The 15,176-nt window shown below is 74.6% G+C and carries 12 protein-coding genes and 1 pseudogene; 7 read left to right on the top strand and 6 right to left on the bottom strand.

Features of this window, described 5'->3' with window-relative positions; genetic code table 11:
- Nucleotides 1–8: 8 nt before the first annotated feature.
- On the top strand, nucleotides 9–344 hold the full coding sequence (locus D7318_RS12980) for a deoxyxylulose-5-phosphate synthase (protein ID WP_120697082.1): 336 nt from the start codon (nucleotides 9–11) through the stop codon (nucleotides 342–344).
- Between the two features lie 413 nt (nucleotides 345–757).
- Here D7318_RS12980 and D7318_RS12975 read toward each other — a convergent pair whose 3' ends face one another.
- The 4 genes from D7318_RS12975 to D7318_RS12960 form a co-directional block, all read right to left on the bottom strand.
- Nucleotides 758–1,252: a GyrI-like domain-containing protein gene (locus tag D7318_RS12975; RefSeq protein ID WP_120697081.1), complete on the bottom strand. Its 495-nt coding sequence runs from the start codon at nucleotides 1,250–1,252 to the stop codon at nucleotides 758–760.
- A gap of 30 nt (nucleotides 1,253–1,282) precedes the next feature.
- Entirely contained in the window at nucleotides 1,283–1,942 is a 660-nt protein-coding gene (locus D7318_RS12970) for a TetR/AcrR family transcriptional regulator (RefSeq protein ID WP_120697080.1), read from the bottom strand.
- Between the two features lie 10 nt (nucleotides 1,943–1,952).
- Nucleotides 1,953–3,773 (bottom strand): FAD-dependent monooxygenase, encoded by a 1,821-nt coding sequence (locus D7318_RS12965; RefSeq protein WP_120697079.1) that lies wholly within the window; start codon nucleotides 3,771–3,773, stop codon nucleotides 1,953–1,955.
- A 123-nt stretch (nucleotides 3,774–3,896) separates the two neighbouring features.
- The gene (locus D7318_RS12960) at nucleotides 3,897–4,502 is read right to left on the bottom strand and encodes a TetR/AcrR family transcriptional regulator (RefSeq protein WP_120697078.1); all 606 of its coding nucleotides are present in this window, start codon (nucleotides 4,500–4,502) and stop codon (nucleotides 3,897–3,899) included.
- Between the two features lie 174 nt (nucleotides 4,503–4,676).
- Here D7318_RS12960 and D7318_RS12955 point away from each other — a divergent pair, with 174 nt between their 5' ends.
- The 3 genes from D7318_RS12955 to D7318_RS32830 all read left to right on the top strand — a co-directional run bounded on the left by D7318_RS12955 (nucleotide 4,677) and on the right by D7318_RS32830 (nucleotide 7,373).
- The gene (locus tag D7318_RS12955; protein WP_120697154.1) at nucleotides 4,677–6,191 is read left to right on the top strand and encodes an MDR family MFS transporter; all 1,515 of its coding nucleotides are present in this window, start codon (nucleotides 4,677–4,679) and stop codon (nucleotides 6,189–6,191) included.
- 82 nt (nucleotides 6,192–6,273) lie between these two features.
- Entirely contained in the window at nucleotides 6,274–7,233 is a 960-nt protein-coding gene (locus tag D7318_RS12950; protein ID WP_220729629.1) for an NADP-dependent oxidoreductase, read from the top strand.
- The gene (locus D7318_RS32830; RefSeq protein ID WP_183091395.1) at nucleotides 7,230–7,373 is read left to right on the top strand and encodes a hypothetical protein; all 144 of its coding nucleotides are present in this window, start codon (nucleotides 7,230–7,232) and stop codon (nucleotides 7,371–7,373) included. Before D7318_RS12950 ends, D7318_RS32830 begins: the two co-directional genes overlap by 4 nt.
- A 1,637-nt stretch (nucleotides 7,374–9,010) precedes the next feature.
- Here D7318_RS32830 and D7318_RS12945 read toward each other — a convergent pair.
- On the bottom strand, nucleotides 9,011–9,430 hold the full coding sequence (locus D7318_RS12945) for an ankyrin repeat domain-containing protein (RefSeq protein WP_120697077.1): 420 nt from the start codon (nucleotides 9,428–9,430) through the stop codon (nucleotides 9,011–9,013).
- A gap of 55 nt (nucleotides 9,431–9,485) precedes the next feature.
- Here D7318_RS12945 and D7318_RS12940 point away from each other — a divergent pair, with 55 nt between their 5' ends.
- The 3 genes from D7318_RS12940 to D7318_RS12930 all read left to right on the top strand — a co-directional run bounded on the left by D7318_RS12940 (nucleotide 9,486) and on the right by D7318_RS12930 (nucleotide 14,147).
- Nucleotides 9,486–10,697, top strand: coding sequence for a sensor histidine kinase (locus D7318_RS12940; RefSeq protein WP_220729627.1), 1,212 nt, complete (start codon nucleotides 9,486–9,488; stop codon nucleotides 10,695–10,697).
- 206 nt (nucleotides 10,698–10,903) lie between these two features.
- A complete protein-coding gene (locus D7318_RS12935) occupies nucleotides 10,904–11,578 on the top strand; it encodes a response regulator (protein WP_120697075.1) in 675 nt (224 codons plus the stop codon).
- A gap of 361 nt (nucleotides 11,579–11,939) precedes the next feature.
- The gene (locus D7318_RS12930) at nucleotides 11,940–14,147 is read left to right on the top strand and encodes an MMPL family transporter (protein ID WP_120697074.1); all 2,208 of its coding nucleotides are present in this window, start codon (nucleotides 11,940–11,942) and stop codon (nucleotides 14,145–14,147) included.
- Between the two features lie 274 nt (nucleotides 14,148–14,421).
- Here the strand turns inward: D7318_RS12930 and D7318_RS33900 are convergent.
- A pseudogene (locus D7318_RS33900) lies at nucleotides 14,422–15,168 on the bottom strand (phosphotransferase family protein); the annotation flags it as partial.
- Nucleotides 15,169–15,176: the final 8 nt, after the last annotated feature.

The raw sequence follows: 15,176 nt of genomic DNA, 5'->3' as shown, positions 1-15,176 counted from the left end.
CTGGGGGTATGTCGCACGCCAAGACGTCGTTTGTCTGCCTGCCGTGCCGGGCCGCGTACAAGCAGCGGTATCCCCGGCTCGGCGACCCGGCGCGCGTCTGTCCGCGCTGCGCCGGGTCGCTGATCCACGTGGGCTCGGCCTTCGCCGCGCCCAGGCGGCGTGACGTGGCGGCCTGGCGGGCGCTCTCGGTTCTGCTGAACGCGGGGGTGCGGTTCCACAAGAGCTGCTGCGACGGCCCGGGCTTCCGCCCTCGCACCCCGCGCGAGGTGCGCGAGCGGCTGACGCATGCGCGCCGCTCGGGCGAGTCGTTCCGGCGGGCGCTGACGCGGCCGGATGTGCCGTAGATGTGCCGTAGGGGTGGTGCCCTGCGGGCGGCTTGGGCGCGGGGGCGCGGGTTCGGCGGGTCGGTGGGTGGCGGTCTGCGGGCCGTGGTCGGCGGCTACGGAGGGTCCGGTGGTTGCTGCCGTCGGCCGCGGTGTCCGGTGTTGTGGCGGTGCGGGTCACTGATCGGCACCCACGGGGGAGGGGTGTCGGGTGTGCGGCCGTCTCGGTCACCGGGCTGTTTCGTTGCTGGCTGGGACCGTTCGGCGAACGGTCCCAGGCAATCAAACAGAGATCGGTGACCGAGGCGGCCGGTCACCCGACGCCCTCCCTCCCGTAGGTGCCAGCCCTGACCCGCACCCACCACGAAACAAGCCACAGCGGCAGGCGGCCCGCGCCACCGGACCCTCCGTAGCCGTCGGTCGCCCACACCGATCTACGCCGCGGCCAGCCGAAAGGCCAGCCGTGTCACCCACTTCGCGGGATCCGGCTCGGCGGCCGGATTCGTCTCGTACTCCTCGAGGCGACACCCCCACACCTGCCCCTCGGGGCCGTCGCGCACGTCCCAGCGCAAGCCCTTCGCGTCGGCCCAGCCCAGCAACGTCTTGGTGGCGCCGACCAGTTCGTCGAAGGGGCCGGTGTGGGTCACCGTGGCGTAGCGCCCCGCGGGGAGGGTGCCGGAGACGATCTCCGCTTCGGGGTCGGGGTCGAGGACGCGGGCCACCGGGACGCCCGCCTCGATGTCCAGGAACCGTTCCATGTCGATCACGCGGTACCTGAGGAACGGCGCGCCCTCCGGCGCGACGCCCCGGCCCGCGAGCCAGCCGATGACCTCGGGGACGCGGTCGGCGATCGAAGGGATCGTGTCCATGGTGACCCGGGCCCTGATCGCGACATACGGGCGCTCGGGCCGTTCGGTGATGGTAGCCATGACCGTGCAGACCGCGTGGCCCGCCCGAACTCATCGCCCGGCGGGCGCGGGCAGCGGCCGCCGGGACAGCTCGGCCGCCTCGTCCGGCGGAACGCCCAGCATCCGCAGCAGCAGCGCCGCCATCCGTTCGCCGTCGCCAGGTCCCGCGCCCGCGGGGTCGCGCAGGCGCAGATCGACCAGGCCGAGCAGCGCCCCGCACGCGGCGGCCAGCGCCACCGCCGGGTCGTCCACGGCGAAACGGCCCGCGTCCACGCCCCGTTCGATGTCCCGCAGGACGCGCGGCGCGAGGCCGTCGCCGCGCGGAACCTGGCCGAGGCCGCTGTGGCGCAGCACCCGCATCAGCTCGGGGTGCGACTCCACCATGGCGATGGTCAGCCGGACGCTGGCCGCGAACCGCTCGGCCGGGTCGGACAGCGACCCGACCACCGCGTCCAGCTCCCCGCCGTAGTCGTCGAGGGCCTCGGCCACGGCGGCGTTGAACAGCTCGGCCTTGGACGAGAAGTGGTTGTAGAACGAGCCGAAGCCGACGTCCGCGCGCTCCGCGATCCGCTGGATGCTGATGTCGCCCGCGCCCCGCTCCGCGAGAATCCGCCGGGCGGCGTCCACCAGGGCCCGCCGGGTCGCGGCGCGGCGGCGCTCGAAGCGGTTGGGCGCCTGCGCCGTCGACCGTCCGGTCCGCTGCTCGGGCATGCGCCCATCATCACACCACGCCCGGCGCCCCGGGCGACCGGCCGAGCAGCGCGTCAACGGCCGCCGCGAGCCGGGCGTGCGGGTCGGGCGCCGCGCCGGGCGCGCGCCACCCGATGAAGCGGTCGGGGCGCACGAGCACGGCACCCTCGGGGCCGTGGCCGCGCCAGCGCGTCCAGGTGGAGCGCGGATCGCGGTAGTCGCCGTCGAGGTGGCCGATGCGCACGGCCGTCAGCGGCAGCCCGGTGCGGGCCGCGACCTTCTCGGCCGCCTCGCACCACTCCCGCCCCTCCTCGCCCGCGATCAGCAGGAACGCGCCGGGGCGTATGAGCCGGGCGACCGGCAGCGCGTTGCCGTCCAGGTCGGTCAGCCAGGCGTGCGGCAGCGGATGGCCAGGGCGCGCGGAGGGCTGGTGTATGCGCACGGGGTCGGGGTTGTGCGCGGGGGGCGTGCCGTCGGGGACGACCGCGCCGGTTTCATAGGTGTAGCCGAACTCCACGCCCAGCTCGTTGAACTCCATCGACTGCGCGGCCACCGTCCGCAGGAACGCCCGGCGCGCGTCGCGGTCCTCGGGCGATGTGCCCCACAGGCGGCGGGCCAGCCGCCAGTTCTCGGCGGGGTCCATGCCGGGGCCGCCGCCGAAGTGGGCGCTGATCGCCAGCTGGTTGCGGGCGCTGGCGAGCGCCCTGCGCACGCCTGCGGCGGCGACCGGGCGGCGCTCGGCCTCGTAGCTGTCGAGAAGCGCGTCGTCGGCGTGGCCGCGCAGCACGGCGGCCAGCTTCCATGTGACGTTCTGCGCGTCATGCATCGCGGAGGTCAGGCCGAGGCCGCCGGTCGGCGGGTGGCGGTGGGCCGCGTCGCCGGTCAGCAGCACGCGCCCGGCGCGGAACCGGTCGGCGAGCGCCCCCTGCACCGCCCAGCGCGAGAGCCCGTGCACCGTCGCGCCCTCGACCGCGGGGCCGAGCGCGGCGCGCAGATCGGCGAGCACCGCGGCGTCGTCCAGGGCGCGCGGCTCATCGGCGGGGTAGTGCAGGTGGAACACCCACTCCTCGGACGCGGGCCCCCAGCACCCCGGGCCCATCGGCACGAGCACTCCGCCGGTGCCCAGGTCGGGCAGCCACAGCCAGCGGATCAGCACCTCGGGGTCGCGCGCCCAGCGCGAGAGATCGGCGCTGAAGTGGAACGACACCATGCGCGCGACGTCGCGCGCCCCCCGGTGCGCCACCCCGAGCGCGGGACCCACCGTGCGCCCCCCGTCGCACCCCAGCAGGTAGCGCGCCCGCACGCGGTACGCCGCCCCGGTGCCCAGGTCGGTCACGGCCGCGGTCACGGCGTCGCCGTCGTCGCGCAACGCCGTCAGCTCGTGAGGGAAACGGAGCGCTCCCGGGGGCGCGAGCCGCTCGGCGCGCGCCCTGAGCAGGGGTTCGAGCCGGTGCTGCGGGAGGTTGGCCTGGCGCTCGGGGCTGGCCGCGAGCCAGTCGGGGGAGCGGCCGCCGCCGCCCCAGGACTCCAGGAGCGCGACGCGACGGCCATGGTCGGCCCCGTCGCCGTCGCCGTCACGAGCGCCGTCGCCCGAGAGCCCGACGTACCAGCCGGAGTAGGCCATCTGCTCGGCCGGGGTGCCCGCTGCGTACACCGCTTCGGCCAGGCCCACGTCGCGCAGGATCTCCATCGCGCGCTGGTTGAGCACATGGGCCCTGGGCAGCGGTGACGCCCCTGGCGCGGCGTCGACCAGCAGGAACGGGATCTCCATGCGGGCGAGCAGGAGGGCGGCGGTCAGCCCTCCGGCGCCGCCGCCGACGATGAGGACGGGGACATCGATGTCGTTCGTCACGGGACGCCTCCCAGCGGGGCGCGACAACGCCGGTGGCACGGCACAACCGAAGTGATGAAATCATCAAACGTGATGGCAGCACCGTCAAGACAGCCCCTTCCGAGGGGGCGTGCGGGGTGGCGCTCAGGCGCGGCGGGCGGCGCGCGGCTCCTCCGCGTGCCCGGCGTGCGCCGCCGTGATCAGCTCGGTGGCCACCTCGAGGGCCGCGAGCCGCTTCTCCTCGCGGTCGGCGTCGACGTCGCGCAGCGCGAACATCCCGGCGTGCAGCGTGAACAGCGCGCTCGTGCAGCGCATCCGGTCGGTGAGGGTGGCGTCGACCGGCTCCATCAGGTCGACCAGCGCCATCGTGCGCTGCTTGATGTCCACGCCGGTGCGGAGCTCGCGCAGCGACGCCTGGTTCTCCTGGAGGAAGCGGAAGAGGGGCGCCGCGTCGCGCAGCGCGGCGCTGTAGCGCGCCAGCGCCTCCCGCTTGGACTCCAGCGTGCGCGGCTGGTCGCGCGCCCAGTCGACCACCGCGTCAAGGGGCCTGGTCAGGTCGTCGAAGAGGCTGACGAGGATGTCCTCCTTGGTCCTGAAGTGGTAGTACAGCGCGGCCTTGGTCACCTCGAGGCGCTCGGCGATCTCGCGCAGCGACGTCTTCTCGTAGCCCCGCTCCGCGAACATCTCCAGGGCGACGTCCTGGATGCGCTGCCGGGTGTCCGACCTGCGCGGGCGGGTGCTGCTGCTCATCGCTTTACTCCAAACTTACTTGACGACCGGCTAGTGACCCTCTTACCGTCTCCAGAGTACTGAACTAGCCGGTCGGCAAGTAAGCCGGGAAAGCGGGGAACGGTGTCCCACCACACGACGGAGGCGGTGGAGCCCGCGGCCCAGCCGCGCCAGCGCAGCGTGCGTGTCGTGCTGATGGCCCTGATGGTCGCCATCATGCTGGCGATGCTCGACAACATGATCATCGGCACCGCCATGCCGACCATCGTGGGCGAGCTCGGCGGCGCGGCCCATCTCTCGTGGGTCGTCACCGCGTACACACTGGCCACCGCCGCCTCGACCCCCCTGTGGGGCAAGATCGGGGACATGTATGGCCGGAAGGGCGCGTTTCTGGCCTCGATCATCATCTTCCTGATCGGTTCCGTCCTTTCCGGCGTCGCCCAGGACATGACGCAGCTCATCGCCTTCCGCGCCGTCCAGGGCCTCGGCGCCGGTGGCCTGATGGTGGGCGTGATGGCGATCATCGGCGACCTGATACCGCCGAGGGAGCGCGGCAGATACCAGGGCATGATCGCGGGCGTCATGGCGCTCGCCATGATCGGCGGGCCCGCCCTCGGCGGCGTGATCACCGACCACCTGGGCTGGCGTTGGACGTTCTACATCAACCTGCCGCTCGGCGCCCTCGCCCTCGCCATGGTCACCGCCGTGCTGCACCTGCCGAAGAAGCCGAGGCCGCAGGCCCGCATCGACTACCTCGGCGCGGCGCTGCTCACCGTCGGGATCACCGCGATCGTGCTGGTCACCACGTGGGGCGGCACCGAGTACGCGTGGGGCTCGGCCACGATCGTCGGCCTTGCCGCGCTGGGCGTGGCCGCGCTCGCCGCGTTCCTGTTCTCCCAGACCAGGGTCGCCGAGCCGATCGTGCCGCTGCACATCTTCCGGAACCGGAACTTCACGTTGATGGCCGCCATCGGCTTCGTCACCGGCTTCGTGATGTTCGGCGCGACGCTCTACCTGCCGCTGTTCCAGCAGGCGGTGCAGAACGCCTCGGCCACCAACTCCGGGCTGCTGCTGATGCCGATGCTGCTGTCGATGATGGCCGTCTCGCTCGTCGCGGGCCGCGCCACGACCCGCACGGGGCGCTACCGGATGTTCCCCATCGCGGGTGGCGCGCTCATGGTGATCGGCCTGTTCCTGCTGTCCCAGATGGACACCGGCACCTCGAGGCTGACCGCGGGCGTGTACATGGCGGTGCTGGGCGCCGGAATGGGCTTCCTGATGCAGATCACCATGCTGATCGCGCAGAACAGCGTCGAGCTCAAGGACATGGGCGTCGCCTCGTCCACCAGCACGCTCGCCCGCACGCTCGGCAGCTCGTTCGGCGTGGCGCTCATGGGGGCACTGTTCACCGGGCGGGTCACCGACGTCATGGGCGAGCGCGGCGGGGCCGCCGCCGCGGGGACCGCCGAGCAGTCCGCGCAGCTCGACGCGGAGAGCCTGGCCGCGCTGCCCGCCGCGGTCCGCGAGGCGTATCAGCAGGCGGTGGCCTCGGGCACGCACCAGGCGTTCCTGCTCGGCGCGTGCGTGGCGGTGCTCGCGTTCCTGCTGGCGCTGCTGGTCAAGGAGGTGCCGCTGCGCGGCGGCCCTGAGGCGAGCCCCCGGGGCGACCGCGCCGAGGCGTCGGGCGAGCCCGTCGCGGTCAGCGGCTGATCCGCCGCGCCGCCCGCGCTCCCCGCGCCGCGCCCCCGTCGTTGCTGTGGCGGGGGCGCGGCGCGCGCGTCAGCATGGGTGTATGAGCGAGAACGGCACCATGCGGGCGATCAGTCTTGACCGTTATGGACCGCCCGAGGTGCTGACCATGACCGAGATGGCTCGACCCCGCCCTGTGCCGACCGAGGTGCTGGTCAGGGTGCGGGCCGCCGGGGTCAACCGGGTGGACGCCAAGACCCGCGCGGGCTCCGGCATTGCCCCCGTGCTCGGCGCCCCGCCGATCGTCGTCGGCTGGGACGTCTCCGGCACGGTCGAGGCGGTCGGCCTCGGCGTCACGCTCTTCGCGCCTGGCGACGAGGTCTACGGCATGCCGCTCTTCCCGCGCCAGGCGGGCGCGTACGCCGAGTATGTCGCCGCGCCCTCGCGGCACTTCGCCGTCAAGCCCGCGGGGCTCGGCCATGTCGAGGCCGCCTCGCTCCCGCTGGCCGGGCTGACCGCGTGGCAGGTCCTGGTGGACACCGCGGGGGTCGGCCCGGGCCGCCACGTGCTGGTGCACGCCGCCGCGGGGGGCGTGGGGCACCTGGCCGTGCAGATCGCCAAGGCGCGTGGCGCCCGCGTGAGCGGGACGGCGAGCGCCGCCAAGCACGACTTCCTGCGCCGCATCGGCGTCGACCAGCCCGTGGACTACACGGCCGTCCCGTTCGAGGACGTGATCAGGGACGTCGACGTGGTCGTCGACCTCGTCGGCACCCCCGACACCCAACGGCGTTCGCTGCGCACCCTGCGCCCCGGCGGGCTGCTGGTCGGCGTGCCGGGCGGCGTGGACCCCGCGGTCGCGGACGAGGCCGCCGAACAGGGCCTGCGCACCACGGCGTTCATGGTCGAGCCCGACCACGCCGGGCTCGTCGAGCTGGCCCGCCTCGCCGAGTCGGGCGCCCTCACCGCCGAGATCGCCGACGTCCTCCCCCTCGCCGAGGCCCCCGAGGCCCACCGCCTGCTCGAGTCCCACCACACCACGGGCAAGGTCGTGCTGACGCCATGAGCGACGAGGGGGCGGAGGTGCTCGCCGGGGGGATGGACAACGCGGGCGCGGTCGTGCGCCGGGGCGCGGTGGTCGAACGCTGGCGGCGGCGCAACGCGTCGCGGCTGTCCGAGGCGTTGGCCCCACCCACCCACCCCTGAACGGCCCCGGCCTCCGCGCGGATTCGCTCCCACGCGGATTCGCTCCGCGGGGGGGACCGGTTCCGCGGCGGTCCCGCCTTCGGCGGGATGAGGGTGCCCCTTCGGGGCCGTCGGCGCGCGGTTGTGCGAACGGGTCCGTTCCGGCGGGGGCCGTCCGGCGTCGAGGCGCTGGCGCGCCGCCACCCGAGGAGGGCTGCTCCCCGCAGGGGATTCTCGTGCTCGACGGGTGCGCGTGGTGATGGCGGTGCGGCGGTCCCGTCCACGGAAGGCGGGGGTCGGCGCGCGGTGGCGCAAACGATCCCGCTCCCCGCAGGGGAGCCCGCCGCCGCGCGAGCGGCTCTGCGTCCCGCAGCGGAACCTGTGCCGCCGCCCCAGCGGCGCCGCCTTCGGCGGGGGCGGGTGCCCTCCGGGGGATGGTTGCGGGTGGGCCTTGGGCTGGGCGAGGGTTTCCGTGCCAGGTGCGTCCGCATGGGTGCCGCCCTCGGCCGCCGTTGGCACGCCGCCGCCCGAGCGGCTCTGCTTCCCGCAGGACCCCGCGCCGCCCGTGCGATTGGGGTTGCTCCCCGCAGGGGAGCCTGTGCCGCGCGCGCGATTGGGGTTGCTTCCCGCAGGGGACGCTGTGTCGCGCGTGTGAGCGGGGCTGTTCCCCGCAGGGGACTCTGCGCCGCCTGTGCGAGCCGGGTTGTTCCCCGCAGGGACCTGTGCCGTCGCGTCAGCGGCTTCGTTCCCCGCAGGGGACCGACACATCCCGCGCCCCAGTGGCTCCGCTCCCCGCAGGGGACCCTGTGCCGCCGTGCGAGCGGCTTCGCTTCCCGTAGGGGACCGACACATCCCGCGCCCCAGCGGCCGCCGCTCCCCGCAGGGACCCTGCGCCTCCGTGCGATTGGGGTTGCTCCCCTCAGGGCACCCGGCGCCCCCGCGCCAGCGGCTTCGCTTCCCGCAGGGGACCCTGTGCCGCCGTGCGAGCGGCTTCGCTTCCCGCGGGGGACCGACACATCCCCCGCCCCGGCGGCCCCGCTCCCCGCGGGGAACCTGCGCCTCCGCGCGAGCGGGGTTGCTCCCCTCAGGGCACCCGGCGTCGCCGCGTCAGCGGCTTCGCTTCCCACAGGGACCCTGCGCCGCCGCGCGAGCGGGGTTGCTTCCCGCAGCGGAACCTGTGCCGCCGCCCCAGCGGCCGCCGCTCCTCGCAGGGGACCTGTGCCGCCGTGCGAGCGGCTTCGCTTCCCGTAGGGGACCGACATATCCCCCGCCCCGACGGCCCCGCTTCCCGCGGGGAACCTGTGCCTCCGTGCGAGCGGGGTTGCTTCCCGCAGGGCACCCGGCGTCGCCGCGTCAGCGGCTTCGCTTCCCACAGGGAACCTGCGCCTCCGCGCGAGCGGGGTTGCTTCCCGCAGCGGAACCTGTGCCGCCGCCCCAGCGGCCGCCGCTCCCCGCAGGGGACCCTGTGCCGCCGTGCGAGCGGCTTCGCTTCCCGTAGGGGACCGACCACATCCCGCGCCCCAGTGGCTCCGCTCCCCGCAGGGAACCTGCGCCCCCGCGGCAGCGGCCGCCGCTCCCCGCAGGGGACCCACTCATCCCCCGCCCCGACGGCTTCGCTCCCCGCAGGGGAACCCGTGGGGGCGCGGGTCGGTCCGCGGCTAGCGGCTTGCGTCGAACAGGGCCAGGAGTTCCGTTCTGCCGAACATCCTCGCCGTGTCGATCGCCGACGGCTGGCCCGCCGCCGGGTCCGCGCCCGCTTCGAGCAGGACGCGGACCACCTCGACCGAGCCCTTGAACACCGCGCCCGCGATCGGGGTCTGGCCCTTGTCGTTGCCCCGGCCCGGCGCCGCGCCGCGCTCGAGCAGCACCCTGACCGTGTCCGCGTGCCCGTGGTACGCCGCGAGCATCAGCAGCGTGTCGCCCTTGTCGTTGCTGAGGTTCGGCGGAACGCCCGCGTCCACGTAGGCTGCCACCGTCGCGGTGTCCCCCTGGCGGGCCAGATCGAAGATCTTCGCCGCCAGCTGAAGCACCTCCGGGTCGTGCGCGGGCTCGTTGCTCTCCGGAGCGGGGCCGGTCATGGGGACGTCCTCCTGGGTAGCGCTGGGTCGTACCAGCCTACGTACTCTGGACGCCGTGCTCGCCTCGCTTGCCTCTTTCGCGCGCGCGGTTCGCCGGGAGCCGGTGCTGCCGCTGACGGGGCTCGTGCTGCTCTTCGACATCGGCACCCTCCTCTTCGAGCCCGAGCGCGGCGGCTGGGAGGTGGCGCTCGGCGGCCGGGCGCTGCTGATCGCGTGCTGGGTGGCGCTGGCGTTCAGGCGGCGGTGGCCCGTGCCGGTGGCCGCCGCGATCCTGGTGTGCGGCGCGGCGTTCTTCCCACTGTCCGCGGTCGACGGCGCGACGCCGCTCGCCTGCTTCATGGTCGCCGTCTACACCGTCGCCAGGGCGGGGCGACCGGCCGCCGTCATCACGCTCTTCGTGACGGCCATGCTGGCCATCGGCTATGCCGAGTTCGTCCTCGCCGACGACCGCGGCAAGCGCGAGGTCGACAACATGGCGATCGCGCTGATCGGCGGCTGGCTTCTCAGCGCGATCGCGTTCGGGCACGCCATGCGCGTGCGCCGGGCGTATCTGAACGAGACCGAGCAGCGCGTGCGCGCCGCCGAGCGCGAGCGCGACGTGCGCGCCCGCCAGTCCGCGACCGAGGAACGGCTCAGGCTCGCCCGCGAGTTGCACGACGTCCTCGGCCACAACATCTCGCTCATCAACGTCCAGGCCGCCGCCGCCCTGCACCGCAGCACCAAGCGCCCGGGGCAGACCGAGGAGCTGGTCGCCGCCCTCGAGTTCGTGCGCGACGCGAGCAAGGAGGCGCTGCGCGAGCTGCGCGCGACCCTCGGCGTGCTGCGCCAGGTGGACGAGGACGCCCCCACCGCGCCCGCGCCCGCCGGGCTCGAACGCCTCGGGGAGCTGGCCGACCGGGCCGCCGCCACCGGGCTCGACGTCCGCGTGGACACCAGCGGCGCCCCGCCGGTCGTGCCCCCGCAGATCTCGCTCGCGGCGTACCGGATCGTTCAGGAGTCGCTCACCAACGTCACGCGCCACGCCGGTGCCGAGGGCGCCGCCATCACCGTGGACTACGCGCCGGGCGAGCTGCGGGTCACCGTCGAGGACGACGGGCGCGGCGCGGCCGACGCCCCCGAGGGCAGCGGCATCGCGGGCATGCGGGAGCGCGCCAGGGCCCTGGGCGGCGAGCTGACCGCGCGCACCACCGCGACCGGCTTCCGCGTCGCCGCCCGCCTTCCGCTGCCCCGGCGGTCGGAGGGCGTCGCCCCGGCCGGGGAGCGGTGATCCCGGAGCGTCCGAACACGGAACCCGACGACCCCGACGGCGCGGCGCCCGAGCGAACGGCGGCCCCCGGCGCGCCGTTTCGCCGATCGCGTGCCGTGGACGGCTGGCCGTCGGTATCGGCGGGGTCGTGCCGCACCGCGGGCTCAACGGGCTCGACGGGCTCCGCGCGCCGGTGAGGCCGCCCGCCCAGGGCTACGCTGAACGGCATGGCCGCCCGCATCTCCGTGCTGCTCGCCGATGACCAGAAGCTGGTCAGGGCGGGCTTCCGCTCGATCCTCGAGGACGAGGACGACATCGAGGTCGTCGGCGAGGCGTCCACCGGCACCGAGGCGGTCGCGCTCGCGCGTCAACTGCGCCCCGACGTCGTGCTGATGGACATCAGGATGCCCGAGGAGGACGGCCTCGCCGCCACCCGCAGGATCGTCGCCGACGAGCGCCTGGCCGGGGTCAGGGTCGTCATCCTCACGACGTTCGACGTGGACGACTACGTGTACGGGGCGCTGCGCGCGGGCGCGTCCGGGTTTCTCGTCAAGGACACCGAGCCCATGGAGCTGCTGCACGGCATCAGGGTCTGCGCGCGCGGCGACGCGCTGATCGCGCCCGCGGTGACGCGGCGGCTGATCGCCGAGTTCGCGGGCCGGGCCCGCCAGCCCGACCCGAGCCCCAGGCTCGGCGCCCTGACCGAGCGCGAGCGCGAGGTGATGGGCCTGGTGGGCGCGGGCCTGACCAACGACGAGATCGCCAGGCGGCTGGTGCTGAGCCCGGCCACCGCGAAGACCCATGTCAGCCGGATCATGACCAAGCTCGACGTCCGCGACCGGGCCCAACTCGTCATCCTGGCCTATGAGACGGGCATGATCACCCCCGGCTGGATGAGCTGACCCCGAGCCGTCTCGGGGGCCGGGGCGCGACCCCCTAGGGGCGGCCCTGACGACCACGGGTGTATGCCGCCCGGCGGGGGCGCAACCGCTGGGGTAGCGCGGGTGACCTCCACGGGCCGACGTGCGCGCGCCCTCCGTGGGCCACCGTTGCGAGGTGGACGCGGAACGGACGCGGCGCCCGAACGCGGCGTTGATCGTGGGGCGTTGATCAGGTGGCGTTCATCGCCGTGCCGCTGCTCGGCCGTGCGCCCCCGCCCGCTCGGGGCGGCACGTGCGCGCCCGCGCCGTTCGCCGTCGGGGCCCCGCCGCCCTCGCCGCACGCCGCGTCCCACACCGGCAACGACCCGACGGGAGAACCGACATGACCACCCGACCCCCCGCCAGAGGAGGCGTCCTCGCCCGCGTCGCGGGCTGGGCCCACCGCCGCAGATGGCTCGCCATCGGCCTGTGGCTCGCCGTGCTGATCGGCGTCTGGGCGGGCGCGTCCGCCGCGGGGAACGACTACCGCGAGGACTACGCCATCCCCGGCACCGAGTCGCAGGAGGCCGCCGACCTGCTGGCCGCGCACGGCTCCGACCGCGCGGGGGACACCCTCGGCATCGTCATGGCGCACGACGGCGGGCTCGAGGACCCGGCCATCCGCGACCGCGTGGAGTCGATGCTGGCCGATGTCGCCGAACTCCCCGCCGTCGCCGGGGTGGTGAGCCTCTACGAGGACGGCGCCCCGCTCTCGGGCGACGGCACCATCGGCTACGCCACCGTCGTGCTCGACGTGCCGTCCGAGCAGATGCTGCCCGAGGACACCGAGCGCGTCTTCGACACCGCGCGCGAGGCGCGGGGCGACGGGCTCACCGTCGAGCTCGGCGGCGACGCGGCCCGCGTGCTCGCCGAGGGCGAGGGCGGCGCGGCCGAGGGCCTGGGCATCATGGCCGCGCTGGTGATCCTCGTCTTCATGTTCGGCACGGTCGTCGCCGCGGGACTGCCGGTCATCACCGCGCTGTTCGCCGTCGGCTCGACGATCGGGCTGATCATCCTGCTCTCCCACGCCTTCACGATCGCCGACCACACGCCCTATGTGATGATGCTCGTCGGCCTCGGCGTCGGCATCGACTACGCGCTGCTGAGCTTCGCCCGCTACCGCCAGGAGCTGGTCGCCGGTGCCACGCCCGCCGAGGCGACGACCCGGGCGATGGACGCGGCGGGGCGCACGGTGTTCTTCGCCGGATGCACGGTGATCCTGGCGCTGCTCGGCCTGGTGGTGCTCGGCCTCGGCTCGCTCCAGGGCCTCGCGCTCTCCGTCGCGTTGACCGTGCTGGTCACGATGGTCGCGTCGCTGACCCTGCTGCCCGCGCTGCTCGGCGTGTTCGGGGCGCGTTTCGCCCGGCAGTTCACGGCCCGCGCCGCCAGGCGCGCCGCCAAGGGCCGGGCGCCCGATGGCGCGTTCTGGCGGCGGCTCGGCGGCGCGGTGCAACGCAGGCCGCTGGCCGCGCTCGTGGTCGCCGTCGTGGCGCTCGGCGCGCTGGCCGCCCCCGCGCTCTCGCTGCGGCTCGGCTTCGCCGACGCGGGCAACGACCCGGCGGGGTCCACGAGTCGGGAGGCGTACGACCTGCTGTCCGAGGGCTTCGGGCCAGGCTTCAACGGCCCGCTCGTCGTGGTCGTCGACGGCGGGGACGCGGGGGCCCTGGCCGCGGGGGAGGCGGCGACCGCCGCGCTCGGCGGCACCGAGGGCGTCGCCACCGCGACCCCGCCGATCCCCACCGAGGACGGCGAGGTCGCCACGGTGCTCGTGTTCCCCGACTCCGCGCCGCAGGACGAGGCCACATCCGAGCTGGTCGAGGCGCTGCGCGGCGACGTCCTTCCCGCGCTCGCCGCGGAGACGGGCGCCGACCACCTCGTCGGCGGCGCCACCGCGGCCACCGAGGACTACGCCGACAAGGTCGCCGAGCGCATGCCGCTCTTCCTCGCCATCGTCGTCGGCCTCTCGCTCCTGCTGCTGATGGCCGTCTTCCGCTCGGTGCTGATCCCGCTCAAGGCCGCGGCGCTCAACCTGCTCTCCATCGGCGCCGCGCTCGGCGCGATGACCCTGGTCTTCCAGGAGGGCGCGTTCGGCGTCGACGGCGGCCCGATCGAGGCGTTCCTGCCCGTGATGATCTTCGCGATCGTCTTCGGGCTCTCGATGGACTACGAGATCTTCCTGGTCTCCCGTATCCACGAGGAGTGGGAACGCACCGGCGACGCCGCCCACTCCGTGCGGGAGGGTCTTGCGCGCACCGGCTCGGTCATCACCGCGGCGGGCGCCATCATGATCGTGGTCTTCGGCGCGTTCGTCGCGAGCCCCGACCGGATGCTCCAGCAGATGGGGTTCGGCATGGCCGTGGCGATCTTCGTGGACGCGGTGATCATCCGCTGCCTGATCGTTCCCGCCGCCATGCAGCTGATGGGCCGCCGCGCCTGGTGGCTCCCGGCGCCGCTTGCGCGGGCACTACCGTCCCTGCGGCTCGAGCGCCGGGAGGCGGCTGCGACGACGGGGCCGGAGGAAGCGCGGGAGCCGCGCCGAGCCCGGCGTTGAACGCGGCATAGACCGCCTCCACCGCCCTGGGCCCCGGCACCAGGGCGAGGCCCAGGGTCCGCGCCGCCCGGCGCAGCGCGGTCGAGACGACCGCCCCTGCGTGGGCGATGCGCTCGTCCAGCTCCTCGGGTGGCGCGGCCCGCACCGCGTCGGCCTGCCGTGTGACGTCGGTGAACACCGACTGCACGCGCTTGTAGGCGAGATAACGCGGCAGATCGCGCGAGAGCCCGGCCGCCGCGCCCGGCAGCCGGGCCTCCATCTCCCGCGCCCAGCGCGACAGCAGGTCGTGTTCCTGCGCGGGCGGGTAGCGCATCAGGTGGAGGTGCGTCGCCAGGTCGTAGAGCGGGTCGCCGACCAGCGCGAGCTCCCAGTCGATCGTCCACAGCAGGCCGTCGGCCTCGGCGTTGATCAGGTTGTCCCGGTGCAGGTCGCCGTGGAGCAGGCAGAACGGCCGGTCGGTCAGCAGCGTGGCGTCCCTGGCCAGCGGCCCGGTGGGCGAGAGCACCACGGGGTCGACGCGCAGCGCGGTGAACAGGCCGCCGAGCGCCGGGCGGTGCACCGTGTGGACGCGGCGCCGGGTGAAGCGCACCAGGCCGCGCAGGAAGTCGCGGCTGGTGCGCGGCCGCAGCGCCGCGGGGCAGCGGTGGACGGCCTCGACGGCGGCGGGCGGGATGCCAGCCAACGTGCCGAAGAGATCCGTCAGTTGGGCGATCTCCCGGTCGGCGAGCGCGGTGCCGGGCGGGCGCAGCGCCGAGAGTGGCTCGCCCTCGATGTACCCGTGGACCCGCGTGGTGCCGGGGCCGAGCAGGTACACGGGGGCGATGCGCGGCACGCCGAGCCGCGCGAGACGGACGAGAAGATCCTCCTCGTGGAGGAAGCAACGAGGGTCGAAACGCTGCACCCCGGGGCGGGGCCTACCGGCCTTGAGCCGCCCCAGGGAAGCGAATTCGCCCTCCGCGCGCAGGACTTGCCAGACGCGGTGGTGACCGCGCAGCGAAGTCCGGGGCGGCGGCTGGCTCATGGTGGTGG

This window comes from Streptomyces radicis (genome assembly GCF_003626575.1).
GTDB lineage: Bacteria > Actinomycetota > Actinomycetes > Streptomycetales > Streptomycetaceae > Streptomyces > Streptomyces radicis.
The sequence above is the reverse complement of the archived record's forward strand: the minus strand, read 5'-3'. Positions and strand labels throughout refer to the sequence as shown.